Raw genomic sequence first — 13,564 nt, 5'->3', positions numbered from 1 at the left:
ATCACTAGATAGAAATGTGGGAGTTTCAATCATGGTTACAAAACGGTTTTTTAAAAATGTTATTGTTGCGATGGTCTCGGTTTTTATGTCCTTGGCTTTTGTTCAAGGGGCTCAATCTGAGCAAACTGGACTTGATTACCAGAGTCTTCATCTACTGCCTTTTAATGGCAGTAAGCAGCTCGTACTGGGGGATTTTGATCATTTAGGTCGTGCGACCTCAGCCCATATTCAGCTTCAGGACAAGGATGAGCCAAAGAAGAAAAGAGAACCACGTCTCAACTATAATCCGGTTGGCTGGCACAATTATAAGATTGCATATGGAAACAAGGGAAAGAAGGCCTGGCTGTTCCATAGAGGGCATCTGATTGGCTATCAATTTAGTGGACTGACCAATGAAGGGAAAAATCTGGTTCCGCTAACTGCTTGGACCAATACGGGGAATTATAAAGGGACAGCAGATAGCAATGTGGAAGGCATGCTCTACTACGAGAAACGGCTCGATAGCTGGCTGGCCACCCACCCCAATTATTGGCTGGATTATAAGGTAACGCCTGTCTATACGGGGGATGAATTGATTCCTCGGCAGGTGACCTTGCAATATGTAGGAATTGATCGAGATGGCAACCTTCTACCAATCAATTTAAGTAGTTCCAAAGAGTCGGTAGATGCTTATGGGATCACCACTGTTACCTTGGAGAATTATTCCAAGAATGCGACCATTGACTATCTGAAGGGGACAGCGACTCCATCCTTGGTGCCAACAGAACCAAGTAGTCAACCACAACCTGCTAGTCCTTCTGTAGAGACGCAACCAAGTCAAGCCCCTCAACCGAGTCAGCCAGCAGTACCTGCACAGCCCGTTCAACCTGTAGAACCTACAGAGCCAACTCGTCAACTGGCTCCAGTTGTTTATGTGGCCAGAAATGGAAGTGCAGAGGTTTATTGGTACTCTTTGGACAGTATGCCTCGCAATACCAATTTTTCTAAGGTGGTTCAGATGTCAGAAGAGCAAGCGCTAAGCCTTGGAAAGCGGCATACAAGTAAGGAATGAGGATCAGTCATTTAGATGATGAGAAAGCCCAAATACTGGGCTTTTTGTGTGGCATTACAATCTTAAAAAGTGAGTAGTCTAAAATAATCTCTCAGAATCTTGCAAACGTTTTTATAAAGTAGTATACTAGAATGAGTTTTGTGTAATCGTTTGCATAAATTGGTAAATGATGAAAAGAAAGGAAAGTAGGAGACGAGACAGATGGAATTAACAGCGATTTACCACCGGCCTGAATCGGAGTACGCCTATCTTTATAAGGACGGCCAGCTTCACATTCGCATCCGGACCAAGAAAGAGGATATCAAACGGATTGTCTTGCACTATGGGGATCCCTTTATTTTTATAGAGGATCTTTATGAGGCAACTAAGGAAATGGACAAGGTGACGACAGACGACCTCTTTGATTATTGGCAAGTGTCGGTATCTGTCCACCATGCAAGGATCCAGTACCTCTTTGAATTAGAAGATACAAAAGGAGATAAGGTCTTGTACGGAGATCGGGGTGTGGCAGCCTACAACAAGGAGAACCTGGACTTCGTCATGAACGGTTTTAAGCTTCCTTTTATCCATGAGATTGATGGGTGTGCTGTACCGGACTGGGTGGCGCAGACGGTTTGGTATCAGATTTTTCCTGAGCGCTTTGCCAATGGGAATCCAGCCATTTCACCAGAAGGTGTTCGTCCTTGGGATGCCTCTATTGCTCCTCAAGTATTGGATTTCTTTGGTGGTGATTTGCAAGGGATCATCGATCATCTGGACTACTTGCAGGAGTTAGGAATTACAGGGCTCTACCTTTGCCCGATTTTTGAATCTCCAAGCAACCACAAATACGATACCATTGATTATTTTGAAATTGATCGACATTTTGGAGATAAGGAGACCTTCCGCCAGCTAGTGAAAGAGGCCCATGCGCGTGGGATGAAGATTATGCTGGATGCCGTCTTTAACCATATTGGCTATGATTCACCCCAATGGCAGGATGTGGTCAAATACGGGGAGGATTCGATTTACAAGGACTGGTTCCATATTAAGGAGTTTCCTGTCTCCTCAGAAAATCTGTGGAATAGTCGCGACTTGTCTTACCATACTTTTGCCTTTGCAGGCTATATGCCTAAGCTCAATACGGCTAATCCTGAGGTGAAGGCCTATCTCTTGAAGGTGGCGACTTACTGGATTGAAGAGTTTGATATTGATGCTTGGCGACTGGATGTGGCCAATGAAATTGACCATCAATTCTGGCGGGATTTCCGTAAGGCGGTCTTGGCCAAGAAGCCGGATCTCTATATCCTTGGGGAAATCTGGCATTCGTCCCAACCTTGGCTCAAGGGCGATGAGTTCCATGCGGTGATGAACTATCCCCTCTCTGAAAGTATCAAGGATTATTTCCTGCGGGGGCATAAGGAGACGCAACGCTTCATTTGGGAAATCAATAGCCAGTCCATGTACTATAGGCAACAAATCTCTGAGGTCATGTTTAACCTCTTGGACTCCCATGATACAGAGCGCATTTTGACGACGGCCAAAGGCGATCTACAGTCTGTCAAGTCTGCTCTCGCCTTCCTCCATCTACAACGGGGTACGCCATGTATTTATTATGGAACGGAGCTAGCCCTCATCGGTGGTCCAGACCCAGATTGCCGCCGTGTCATGCCATGGGAGCGCGTATCAGCGGACAATGACATGCTCAACTTTATGAAGGAATTGATCCAGCTCCGAAAAGAAGTAGCTGAGTTGATCCAACATGGTAAAGTGAGTCTAGCAGAGGTTGAGCCGGATGTGGTGGCAGTAGAATGGCAGCATGAAGGTAACATGCTCAAAGCCTACTTTAACCAGTCGAAGAAAGACGTTGTCTTAGAAAGAGGACAGGCAGATCTGATCAGTCTTGGAAGCATTTCTGATGATCGCTTGATCATTCAGCCAAATGGCTTTGTTATTTATAGAGAAGATTAGTAAGAAAGAAGACTGGAATTTAGGTATTTCAGTCTTGTTTTATAAATGGTTTCTTTATTTGTGCCCTTATATTATAATAGGAGATGAGAAAGGGGGAGACAGTGATGAAGATATTAGCAATCAATCCTATTTCGTTTAAAAAAAGAATGATGGAATTTCTGTTCGATTATCTTTTCATTTTAGCTTACCTAGTTCTTCTGTTTTTAGGTTCGATGCTTATTTACATCATCTTTTTTAATGGTGTCCCAGAGTTTACAGAAATTCAGTCACAGTGGCTTGTATTTTTCACCTCTGTTTTGCCAATCACGCTCCTGTTCACATTCTTGGATTATGCAAAAAATGGGAGTTTTGGAAAGGCAAAAGCGGGACTTGAGCTGGTCTACCAGAAAAAAACAGTGCAAGCTAGTTTGATCAGAAACATCATCAAATTTTTACCTTGGCAACTCGGTCATATGGGCACGATTCATGGCTTCTATAGTAATTTTGATGGATTATCCATTATCCTCTCTATTTCGGCGACTCTCCTCGCTGTTGTGTTACTGGTAATGACGATGTTTCGGAAAGATAAGAGGCATCTAGGAGACTTGCTAGCCCATACGCAAGTGCAACTAAAAGAAGAATAGGGTAGAGATTGTTTATCCTATCCTTAAAGAAAAAGACAAACATAGTTAGGGAGTATCTGTATGAATGAGACTGTTGAGTTTACAAATCTTTGTATGGTAAGAGACGGCGATAGAGTTCTTGTTATTGATCGTAAAAAAGAAGATTGGCCAGGCATAACCTTTCCTGGTGGTCATGTCGAAGCGGGAGAATCATTTACGGAAGCAGTAATCCGTGAAGTGAAGGAAGAAACTGGCTTAAGGATTACTTCTCCCCAGATGTGTGGAATGAAAAATTGGGTAGAAGACGGTATTCGATATGTAGTTCTCTTTTATAAGACAGAAAAGTTTGAAGGAGACCTAATATCCTCTGAAGAGGGGGAAGTCTGGTGGGAGGACCTGAAAGAATTGCCAAATCTAGACCTCTCCTTAGATATGGAAGATATGCTTCGTATTTTCCTTGAAGAAGACCTGTCTGAATTTTTCTACTACCAAGATGGAGAAGACTGGAAGTACGATTTAAAATGAAATTGAACGCTGATTCTTCTAATAATTAACTTGATAACTTTTTTTAGCAGTTAACCCAATGGTTGGCTGTTTTTCTTTTTTTATGACAGATATATTCGTGGAACCTTGTTATAATAAGAGATAAAAGAGATTAGAAAAATGATTGTCTTCTGTTTATAAGGTAAAGGTTGACATGTACCTTGGGGACAGGAGTATCATATAGTTAAGGGGGTGCAAGATTATGTTAAGAAATGATATTCAAAGAATAACAGGTTTAACTCGAAAAGCACTAGAATACTATGAAGAAAAAGGTTTTATTCATCCTCGAAGACTAGAAAATGGGTATAGGGAATATTCGGAAAAGGATGTGGAGATTCTGAATAAGATTGCCTTGTTTAAAAAATTAGGGCTAAGCATAACAGAAATAAAGGACTGTCTGAAGTCAGATGGGGCTACTGCATCTAGTATTCTCAGAAGAAAAGAGCAAGAACTAGAAAGTGATGAGAAACGGAAAGTAGTGTTTGATCTCTATATAAAAGGTGCAGACACGGATCTGATCAATGAAAAACTTGCGGTCATCGAAGCTGAGGATTCCATTTATAAGAGACTCGAAAGAGCATTTCCAGGATACTTGGGGCAATGCTTATTTGCTGCCTATCAACCTTTTTTACAGGAGCCCTTGTCAAAAGGTGGAGAAGAAGCATTTAAGAAGTATATTCAGTATTTAGATAGCCTTCCAACCTTTGAGTTAAGCAGAGAAGAACAGGATTATGTTGATGAACTGAGTTCTAGTTTTAATATGAAGACCTTAAAAGAAGTTAATGAAGCTAAGATAGCTTCGGTAGAAAATTATGAAAAGTGGCATAATGAACATAAGGACACGATTTCTATCTATGATCGTTATTTGAACAGTGATGATTACAAAACAAGTCCAATGAAACACATTCAAGATCAACTGAAAAAATTTTTGATTAACCATCACTACTATGAACTCGCTATTCCGCTGATTAGACAATTTAGTAAGAGTTACGATCATTATTATAAAAAACTAACGGAGGCAAGTAACTATTACTTAAAACAAAAAGGAGATGCTCCACAATAAATGGAAGATAACTATACTTCATAAGATTTAACGACTAAAAGATAGAGTGAGGGATGACTTGCCCTTGCTCTATTTTTCAGTTCCTTTAGTTGTACTTTATCCTACATAGGTGTATAATGTGTCCTAAGATAAACAAATGAGGAATTTACTATGGAATTAAAAGATTTTACAGAAAAAGAACAAGAACAAATCAACCAAGGTTTGAGTACAGCTGAGATTTCTGATAAAGAAGCGGCGAAGAAGTTGCTTGCTCTTGTACCTCAAGAATGGATCAAGCGCATTCCTTTCTTTGTCAGAGGGCATGCGACAACAAAGACGATTGAACGTGTGGCTATGCGCTATCCTGAACTCTATGCCGTGGCCAAGCGCCAAGGAGACCTTCCTGAAAAAGAACGGGAAGAATTGCGTGTCATCATGACAGAAGTCTTTGAAGAAAAGATGAACAAACACAAGATTAAATAATCTTATATAATACTTTGTTATTTTTTTATCACATAATTGAACGAGTGATTGCAGTTGAAATATTGCAGTCGCTTTTTTTATTCACTAGTATGAAGACTTTTACACTAGTAAATAAAAATGAACAATATTTCATGGTATAATACTAATGAATGTAGTTCAAGAGGAATCAAGTATTCCATTGGAGAAAACAAGTAAAGGTATTCACTATGAAAAGATTTTTGATATTTATTTTTTCGGTGTTTGGATTGTTCGTAGGATGGATAGCTATTATGGTATATAGTTATCAAAGAAGTTATAATGAATGGAAAAATTCACGTTCAGGATCAAAGATAACTTATCCTGTACAAGAATACTCTTCTTCAAATTCTAGTACGAATTATTATGATTATAAAAAATACTCTTCTTCAAGTTCTAGTAAGACTTCAAGTTCTAGTACGAAGTATTATGATTATAAAAATTCAAATAAATCTACAGATGCATATGTAAAAGCTCTCGTTTTGTCAGAAAATTCTCATTTATCGAAACAGAAAATTGAACAAGATCTAACAAGGTGGTATTCAGAGGATGCTTGCCAGTACGCTATGAATAAACTTAATATAGACTGGAAAGAGCAAGCTGTTTTAAAAGCAAAATCACTTCAAATATTTCATTTTTCAAAAGAAATGTTAGTTTGGCAACTTGTAAATGATGATTTATTTACTCAAAAAGAGGCTGACTATGCTGCAGAACAAGTTCATTTCGATTGGAAGGAGAACGCTGTGAAAGAAGCGGAATCTTATGCAAACGGTAGCAAAATTTCGAAAGAAAAGATATTAGAAATACTTGTTGAAAATAGAAAATTTACTCAAGAGGAAGCGGAGTACGCAATAGAACATGCCAAAATAGATTGGGATGACTAAAATATAATAGGATGACTAAAATATAATAGTGATATGTTTTTATCTAAATATTCTTCCATTACAAACAAATTTGTCAATAAAAACATTTTTAACTTTTAGAACTTTACAGAAAAAGAACAGGAACAAATCAACCAAGGTTTGAGTACAGCTGAGATTTCTGATAAGGAAGCGGGTAAGAAGTTGCTTGCTCTTGTACCGCAAGAATGGATCAAACGCATTCCTTTCTTTGTTAGAGGGCATGCGACGACCAAGACAGTTGAGCGTGTAGCCAAGCAATACCCTGAACTTTATGCCGTGGCCAAACGCCAAGGAGACCTTCCTGAAAAAGAAGGGGAAGAGCTCCGCAAAATTATGACTGGCATTTTTGAAGAAAAGATGAACAAACACAAGATCAAATAATCTTTTATAACACTTTGTTATTTTTTATCTCACAAATGAACGAGTGATTGCAGTTGAACTATTGCAGTCGCTTTTTTGTTTACTAGTATGAAGACTTTTACATTAGTTAATAAAAAAGAAGAATATTTCATGATATAATACTAATGAAAGTAGTTCAAGAGGATGAAAGATTCCATTGGAGAAAAACAAGCAAAGGTATTCATTATGAAAAAATTTGTTATATTTATTTTTACGATGTTTGGATTGATGGTAGGAATGTTAGCTTTGATGGCAATTGAGTATCAAATAAGTTATAATAAATGGATAAATTCACGTTCAGGATCACAGCTGACTAAACCTGTACAAAAATACTCTTCTTCAACTGATGGAAATAAGGATGATTTTGAATCATCAAAACAAGAATACGCTTCTTCAAGTGACAAAAAAAATAAGGATGATTTAGAATCATTAATGAATATGTTTAAGAAAAGAGTTTATCCTTTACCTTTACTAGATGCAGAATATACAAGTGCATATGCAACAGCTAAAGAATTTTTAAAGAAATCTCCTTTATCGATGCAGCAAATTAAAAATGATCTTACTAAGAATGACAGGTATTCAGAAGATGCTTCCCTGTATGCTATCGATAAGCTTAATATAGACTGGAAAGAGCAAGCACTTTTAAAAGCAAAATCATATCAAATGTATCATTATTCAAAAGAAAAGTTAGTTGATCAACTTATAAAATTTGATCTATTTACTCAAGAAGAGGCTGACTATGCTGTGGAGCAAGGTCATTTTGATTGGAAAGAGGAAGCTGTTAAAGCAGTGGAATCTTTTGGAAGCGGTGGCAACTATTCGAAAGAAAGATTATTAGAAAAACTTGTTGAAATAAGAAAGTTTACTCAAGAGGAAGCGGAGTACGCAATAGAACATGCCAAAATAGATTGGTCTGATTAAACGATAATTTTAATTTTGATTTTTGTAACATATTAAAGAGCTGGACAGTCTGCCAGCTCTTTTTTGTTACTTATAAACTTTTCTCATTTCGTAAAAAATAGTTGGAGCAAAGCTAGTTTTAAACTATAATAGAGGAAAAGGATTATCGATATGAAAAATTTATAGAACAAACATTTTAATCAATAGAGAAGGAACCAGTTTATGAAACCATCTAAAAAATTCATGCTCCTTACTAGCTGTGCCTTGGCGATCTTTGCTTTAGTGGCTTGTAGTAGCAACCAAAAGCAATCCAAGGAAAAGCAGGCAAGTTCCACTGTACAGAAATCTAGTTCAGATAAGGAGCGCTACAAGGGAAGCTACAGCAACCTCAACAGCAAAGCAAGTGTCGAAGAAGTGCGGAGTCTTTTGTCTGCTTATTTGGATAAGGACAGTGTAGATAAATTTTTGGGTTTAGTAACGGATTACGATAGCATTGTTGGCTCGGTCGGCTTGACGGGTGACTTCAGCACCTTCAAGAAAACAGATTACAATGTCGAAAAAATTAGTGACTTGTGGACCAAGCAGAAGGGCGATTTCGTAGGGACCAACTGCCGGATCAATAGCTATACTCTTCTGAAGAATCGCATAGAGATTCCTAAGATGAAAGCGGATAGTGAACTTTTATTCGTGGACAATGATGCCATTGACAAAGGGAAAGTCTTTGATGAGGCAGACAAGGAAGCCTTTAACATTCTGTATTCACGGGTTCCGACAGAGGCTACAACGGATGTCAAGGTCCATGCCAAGAAGATGGAAGAGTATTTTGCTCATTTCAAGTTCAATGAAAATGCGCGCATGCTTTCTGTTATCGTTCATGATAACCTGGATGGAAATACCCTTTTTGTCGGCCATGTCGGCGTTTTAGTTCCTGCCAAGGACGGCTATCTCTTTGTCGAAAAGCTGACCTTTGAAGAACCCTATCAAGCCATCAAGTTTGCGACCAAGGAAGATGTCTACAAATACTTGGAGACCAAGTACCAAGACTACACAGGCGAAGGTCTGGCTAAGCCCTTTATCATGGATAATGAAAAATGGGTTGAGATGAAGTAGAGGATGAAAGACAGCGTGTTAGAATACAGAAAGATAATGGAGTATGCTCCGATTCTATATGTGCTCGTTTTCTTGCTCTTTTTCAGTCTTCTACTTTACCTGAGAAGAAGGGCAATCGTGAAACGTAGTGGTGGTCCCTTCTTTGCTCCCTTCCATATTAACCGTGGAATCTTCTATATCCATGTCGCTCTGTGTTTCAGTCGGCGAATGATCCCACTGAAAGAGATCAAGCGAATCACGTATGTAATTTTTCGTGGACGATCTGGTGGCGGGGCTCGCTATGCTTTCTATATTGAACTCAGAAATGGAAAGACCGTTCCCTTCTTTTTTGGAAAAAGTAAGCGGAATGAAGAGCTAGTGGAGAAGCTCAAACGAAATGCAGGTAAGTATGGGTTTAAGGTAGATAGCACTGGAAATTAATTGAAAGAAAAAGGAATCACGAATGAATAGAAAGCAAGCCCTATCTATGTATTTGTTAGGGACCTTTGGTCAAGTATTAGGAGTCAGCCTTCTGGTTTGTTTTTTAAGAGCAGGAGGAGTCAAGGTTGATTTTACATCACCATTTGGGATCATCGCTATTATTGTAGGTGGCTTGTCATCAGCTTTGTGGGGCAGTCTTGCAAGCATTAGTTACCATCAATCTAGTTTCAAACAAGTTCTAAAAGATTTTTTTCAAGTCAAAGACAGTTTAGCAAATTATTGTTTAGTGCTCATTTTCTTGCTGTTCGACTTTTTCCCTTTTATCTTTGGTGGTCAGATCACCACTCAATCGTTGGTCTTGCCAGTAGTGCTTTTTTTCAAGGCTCTTCTTTTTGGTGGAGTTGAAGAAATTGGCTGGCGTTATTTCTTTCAACCAACTTTGGAAGAAAGAATACCTTATCTTTTAGCTACTTTGATCACCTTTTTAGCTTGGTCTAGCTGGCATCTTTTTTACTTTTACATTGATGGTTCTTTAGCTGTCATTCAGTTGTTTCCGTTTCTAGTTGGACTGCTAACTAACTGTTTTATCTTATCGGCCTTGTATCATAAAACGAAAAATTTATGGATCTGTGTCATGACTCATGCCTGTATTAATTCCTTGTCTCAGATTCTAGTGAATGAAGATGGATGGCTATCTCTAGTCAGTAAATTTTTTATTATTAGTTTAGCAATCATGATTGCAAGAAAGAAGTCTGTAACTCTAAAGGAGGAAAAATGAGCAAATCTATTTCAAAACAATCAGTCTCTATCTGGTATGCACTGACTGCCCTCCTAGCTACCTTTCTAGTAGGCCAAGTGATCCTTTGGTGTTTTCCAGATGGGAGGAGTATGGATGCCTCGCTACTGTTTATCCTAATGAACTGTATTCCCCTGATTACTGCGGCGGTCTTTTCTCTTGTCCTGGGTGAAGTCAAATCCTTGGGTGATTTTTTCAAAAAGGTTTTTCTTCAAAAAGAAAGTCCTCTGTCATGGATCCTAGCATTCTTCATCCCCGTCATCTATTATGGGATCTCCATCCTGCTTATGAACGTTCGCTTTACTGGGAACTCCCTCTTGGCCTTCTTCCTTTATTTCCCCTGGACCTTATTATATGGCGGTTTGGAAGAAGTCGGGTGGCGTTGGTTTTTACAAGATCATCTTTCCTTTAGTAAGCACTTTATACCTAAAATGATGCTTCTTTCCATTGTCTGGTTCCTCTGGCATATCCCTATTTATCAACTCCCTTGGATTACAGCAGGTTCGTCCAACTATCTCATCTTTTACCTGATGATTTTAGGGAATACCTTCCTATTTGGAGCGCTCAAGGAGTACTCGAAAGGTGCTGTTCCTTGTATCCTCGCTCACATGCTGATCGATAGTCTGGCTGTCCTTATGCTGGTTCAGAGTTCTATTCCTCAGATTATCCTTCTAGTTATTTTCGAAATCCTGCTAGCCTCTTGGCTAGTGGCTATACGAAAATCATAGAAATGGAGTTTGACCTCTCATCCAATTTCGGTGAGAGGTTTTTTTATTTGGTGATATAATCAAACCTTTTTAGCTAATGACACATTCCATCATATAGGAGTCTGTAAAATGATATAATTAGTTTAAAGAAGAACTCAGAGATAGGATTATCGATCATTTAAGGGGGAAAGACCATGCAAAAAACCTTTCAGTTATTGCGAAGAGGAGATATAGAGGGAATCCGTCAGATATTGGATAAAAAGCCTGAAGAAGTCAATGCTATTTCGGGTGACAAACCTAAAAGAGATCAAGGCCAATCCCTCCTTCAAGTCGCTATTAAATCGGGACATTTAGATATTGCGGACTTACTCATTGATAGAGGGGCAGATCTTAACTTTATTGAAGAACCTACAGAGCTAAATCCATTCTGTCAACCGGTCATCCAAACTGCTGGTGGAAGAGCTGTATTTGACTGCAGGCGCATGATCAAACGTTGGAATGGTCAATATGAGATGTATTCGTCTAAGGAAAAGGCTGACCAATCCTTCAAGGTTTTTAAAAAAATGTTAGAACTTGGAGCAGATATCTCTCAGAAGGATAGTCATGGGGGAACTTTATTGCAAACTATTTTAATAGAAACCAAGGAAGTTCTGCCATCTTATTATTGGAAAAGAAAAGAAACGAGCGATAATGTCCTCATTACGGATGAATTACGTCATGATTTAAATCGTATTTATGATCTATTAATTCGTTACGGTGTGACTGCGGACGAAATAGCTGTCTATCAGAAGATTCCTCTAAAAGAGCTTTACCAGAACAGTCCGACCATGGAATTCTTAAAGCGGTTGGATTAAAGCAGATCTTGATAAGCATGTGAAATACTAGGAAGAGCCTTAGGGCTCTTTTAATTTGATCTGATAGAGTTAGAAGCAGAAGGAAAATTTAGACTGTAATTTATTAAAAAAATGGATACAAATCCTAAATGAAATAGAGTATACTAGTTTATGAAAGAACAAGATGTTTAAATACCTAATTTAGGAGGACAGTTTATGTCACCAGAAACCTATATCATGGCGATTGACCAGGGAACCACTAGTTCGCGGGCCATCATTTTTAACAAAAAAGGCGAGCAAGTTAGCTCTAGTCAAAAGGAATTCACTCAGATTTTTCCGCAGGCTGGTTGGGTGGAGCACAATGCTAATGAGATTTGGAACTCTGTACAGTCGGTGATCGCTGAAGTCTTTATTGAAAGTGGCATCAAGCCCAATCAAATCGAGGCGATCGGCATTACCAATCAACGGGAAACGACAGTTGTTTGGGATAAGAATACGGGCCTTCCCATTTACAATGCTATTGTCTGGCAATCACGGCAAACTGCTCCACTGGCTGAAGAGCTCAAAGACCAAGGCTATGTAGAAACCTTCCACCAAAAGACAGGTTTGGTCATCGATGCTTACTTTTCAGCAACTAAAGTTCGTTGGATTTTGGATCATGTTAAAGGAGCACAAGAGCGTGCGGAAAAAGGAGAATTGCTCTTTGGGACCATTGATACTTGGCTGGTCTGGAAGCTGACGGATGGAGCAGCCCATGTGACAGACTATTCCAATGCTGCTCGTACCATGCTCTACAATATCAAGGAACTAAAATGGGACGATGAAATCTTAGAAATCCTCAACATTCCTAAAGCCATGCTTCCTGAGGTGCGTTCAAACTCTGAGATTTATGGCAAGACAGCGCCTTTCCATTTCTACGGTGGACAAGTGCCGATTGCAGGGATGGCAGGAGACCAGCAAGCTGCCCTCTTTGGCCAATTGGCCTTTGAACCTGGTATGGTCAAAAATACCTATGGAACTGGATCTTTCATCATTATGAATACGGGTGAAGAGATGCAGTTATCAGAAAATAACTTGCTAACGACGATTGGTTATGGGATCAATGGCAAGGTCTACTATGCCCTTGAAGGATCGATCTTTATCGCTGGAAGTGCTATTCAGTGGCTCCGTGACGGTCTGCGTATGATCGATCATTCACCTGAATCCGAGGCCTATGCTCTGAAGTCTCAGAACCAGGATGAAATCTATGTTGTCCCTGCCTTTACGGGTCTTGGAGCCCCATACTGGAATCAAGAGGCGCGTGGTTCTGTCTTTGGACTTACCCGAGGAACGACCAAGGAAGACTTTATCAAAGCAACCCTTCAATCCATTGCCTATCAAGTTCGCGATATCATCGACACCATGCAGGTAGATGCCAAAACTCCTATCCCTGTCCTAAAAGTAGACGGAGGAGCAGCGAAAAATGATTACTTAATGCAGTTTCAGGCAGATATTCTTGGAATTGCAATTGCTCGTGCCAAAAACTTGGAGACGACGGCTTTAGGGGCAGCCTTTCTAGCAGGTCTGACAGTAGGCTATTGGAAGGACTTAGATGAATTAAAATCTCTTCATGGAGCAGCCCAAATCTTTGAACCCAAGATGGATGAAGCTCCCAAAGAGAAATTGTACAAGGGGTGGAAGAAAGCAGTCAAAGCCACTCAAGTATTTGCAGAGTCTGATGACTAAAGGAACTCATCAAATGAATCGTTTATGAGAAAGAGTGGGACAGAAATCGGTAATTCGTTAGAATTCGATTTCGTCGTCCCACCTCC

The 13,564-nt window shown here is 39.4% G+C and carries 15 protein-coding genes; all 15 read left to right on the top strand.

All coding sequences use genetic code 11. The features are described 5' to 3' along the window. Positions 1-31 precede the first annotated feature (31 nt). The 15 genes from LIZ08_RS06760 (at position 32) to glpK (ending at position 13,478) form a co-directional block, all read left to right on the top strand. Entirely contained in the window at positions 32-1,051 is a 1,020-nt protein-coding gene (locus tag LIZ08_RS06760) for a DNA/RNA non-specific endonuclease (protein ID WP_227038543.1), read from the top strand. 201 nt (positions 1,052-1,252) lie between these two features. Continuing rightward, positions 1,253-3,001, top strand: coding sequence for a glycoside hydrolase family 13 protein (locus LIZ08_RS06755; RefSeq protein ID WP_227038542.1), 1,749 nt, complete (start codon positions 1,253-1,255; stop codon positions 2,999-3,001). Positions 3,002-3,084: 83 nt separating this feature from the next. Beyond that, positions 3,085-3,624, top strand: a complete 540-nt coding sequence (locus tag LIZ08_RS06750) for an RDD family protein (protein ID WP_227038541.1) — start codon at positions 3,085-3,087, stop codon at positions 3,622-3,624. A 60-nt stretch (positions 3,625-3,684) separates the two neighbouring features. Beyond that, positions 3,685-4,128: an 8-oxo-dGTP diphosphatase gene (locus tag LIZ08_RS06745; RefSeq protein ID WP_227038540.1), complete on the top strand. Its 444-nt coding sequence runs from the start codon at positions 3,685-3,687 to the stop codon at positions 4,126-4,128. Positions 4,129-4,348: 220 nt separating this feature from the next. Next, positions 4,349-5,209: a MerR family transcriptional regulator gene (locus LIZ08_RS06740; RefSeq protein WP_227038539.1), complete on the top strand. Its 861-nt coding sequence runs from the start codon at positions 4,349-4,351 to the stop codon at positions 5,207-5,209. A 150-nt stretch (positions 5,210-5,359) separates the two neighbouring features. Continuing rightward, positions 5,360-5,671, top strand: a complete 312-nt coding sequence (locus LIZ08_RS06735; RefSeq protein ID WP_006597213.1) for a hypothetical protein — start codon at positions 5,360-5,362, stop codon at positions 5,669-5,671. 269 nt (positions 5,672-5,940) lie between these two features. Continuing rightward, positions 5,941-6,570 carry an Ltp family lipoprotein gene (locus LIZ08_RS06730; RefSeq protein ID WP_227038538.1) on the top strand — a complete coding sequence of 210 codons (630 nt, stop codon included), beginning with the start codon at positions 5,941-5,943 and terminating at the stop codon, positions 6,568-6,570. A gap of 126 nt (positions 6,571-6,696) precedes the next feature. Then, the gene (locus tag LIZ08_RS06725) at positions 6,697-6,969 is read left to right on the top strand and encodes a hypothetical protein (RefSeq protein WP_070589166.1); all 273 of its coding nucleotides are present in this window, start codon (positions 6,697-6,699) and stop codon (positions 6,967-6,969) included. Positions 6,970-7,131: 162 nt separating this feature from the next. Next, positions 7,132-7,908, top strand: coding sequence for an Ltp family lipoprotein (locus LIZ08_RS06720; RefSeq protein WP_227038537.1), 777 nt, complete (start codon positions 7,132-7,134; stop codon positions 7,906-7,908). Between the two features lie 201 nt (positions 7,909-8,109). Continuing rightward, positions 8,110-8,997, top strand: a complete 888-nt coding sequence (locus LIZ08_RS06715) for a DUF4300 family protein (RefSeq protein ID WP_227038536.1) — start codon at positions 8,110-8,112, stop codon at positions 8,995-8,997. 3 nt (positions 8,998-9,000) lie between these two features. After that, positions 9,001-9,417, top strand: coding sequence for a hypothetical protein (locus tag LIZ08_RS06710; RefSeq protein WP_070589162.1), 417 nt, complete (start codon positions 9,001-9,003; stop codon positions 9,415-9,417). A 22-nt stretch (positions 9,418-9,439) separates the two neighbouring features. Next, positions 9,440-10,195 carry a CPBP family intramembrane glutamic endopeptidase gene (locus LIZ08_RS06705; protein ID WP_070589160.1) on the top strand — a complete coding sequence of 252 codons (756 nt, stop codon included), beginning with the start codon at positions 9,440-9,442 and terminating at the stop codon, positions 10,193-10,195. Further along, positions 10,192-10,941, top strand: a complete 750-nt coding sequence (locus tag LIZ08_RS06700) for a CPBP family intramembrane glutamic endopeptidase (protein ID WP_227038535.1) — start codon at positions 10,192-10,194, stop codon at positions 10,939-10,941. Before LIZ08_RS06705 ends, LIZ08_RS06700 begins: the two co-directional genes overlap by 4 nt. A gap of 173 nt (positions 10,942-11,114) precedes the next feature. Further along, positions 11,115-11,774 (top strand): ankyrin repeat domain-containing protein, encoded by a 660-nt coding sequence (locus LIZ08_RS06695; protein ID WP_227038534.1) that lies wholly within the window; start codon positions 11,115-11,117, stop codon positions 11,772-11,774. 195 nt (positions 11,775-11,969) lie between these two features. Then, positions 11,970-13,478: a glycerol kinase GlpK gene (glpK, locus tag LIZ08_RS06690; RefSeq protein WP_227038533.1), complete on the top strand. Its 1,509-nt coding sequence runs from the start codon at positions 11,970-11,972 to the stop codon at positions 13,476-13,478. Positions 13,479-13,564: the final 86 nt, after the last annotated feature.

The organism is Streptococcus sp. 210928-DFI.4.42 (assembly GCF_020554365.1).
Classification (GTDB): Bacteria; Bacillota; Bacilli; order Lactobacillales; family Streptococcaceae; genus Streptococcus; species Streptococcus parasanguinis_S.
This window is presented reverse-complemented; position numbering and strand designations above follow the sequence as displayed.

Bases quoted from the DNA above. Each gene is read 5' to 3' on its own strand.
- LIZ08_RS06735 (WP_006597213.1), top strand. From the start codon at position 5,360: ATGGAATTAAAAGATTTTACAGAAAAAGAACAAGAACAAATCAACCAA.
- LIZ08_RS06700 (WP_227038535.1), top strand. From the start codon at position 10,192: ATGAGCAAATCTATTTCAAAACAATCAGTCTCTATCTGGTATGCACTG.
- LIZ08_RS06745 (WP_227038540.1), top strand. From the start codon at position 3,685: ATGAATGAGACTGTTGAGTTTACAAATCTTTGTATGGTAAGAGACGGC.
- LIZ08_RS06710 (WP_070589162.1), top strand. From the start codon at position 9,001: ATGAAAGACAGCGTGTTAGAATACAGAAAGATAATGGAGTATGCTCCG.
- LIZ08_RS06755 (WP_227038542.1), top strand. From the start codon at position 1,253: ATGGAATTAACAGCGATTTACCACCGGCCTGAATCGGAGTACGCCTAT.
- LIZ08_RS06730 (WP_227038538.1), top strand. From the start codon at position 5,941: ATGGTATATAGTTATCAAAGAAGTTATAATGAATGGAAAAATTCACGT.
- LIZ08_RS06695 (WP_227038534.1), top strand. From the start codon at position 11,115: ATGCAAAAAACCTTTCAGTTATTGCGAAGAGGAGATATAGAGGGAATC.
- LIZ08_RS06750 (WP_227038541.1), top strand. From the start codon at position 3,085: ATGAGAAAGGGGGAGACAGTGATGAAGATATTAGCAATCAATCCTATT.
- LIZ08_RS06720 (WP_227038537.1), top strand. From the start codon at position 7,132: ATGAAAGATTCCATTGGAGAAAAACAAGCAAAGGTATTCATTATGAAA.
- LIZ08_RS06705 (WP_070589160.1), top strand. From the start codon at position 9,440: ATGAATAGAAAGCAAGCCCTATCTATGTATTTGTTAGGGACCTTTGGT.
- LIZ08_RS06715 (WP_227038536.1), top strand. From the start codon at position 8,110: ATGAAACCATCTAAAAAATTCATGCTCCTTACTAGCTGTGCCTTGGCG.
- LIZ08_RS06740 (WP_227038539.1), top strand. From the start codon at position 4,349: ATGTTAAGAAATGATATTCAAAGAATAACAGGTTTAACTCGAAAAGCA.
- LIZ08_RS06760 (WP_227038543.1), top strand. From the start codon at position 32: ATGGTTACAAAACGGTTTTTTAAAAATGTTATTGTTGCGATGGTCTCG.
- glpK (WP_227038533.1), top strand. From the start codon at position 11,970: ATGTCACCAGAAACCTATATCATGGCGATTGACCAGGGAACCACTAGT.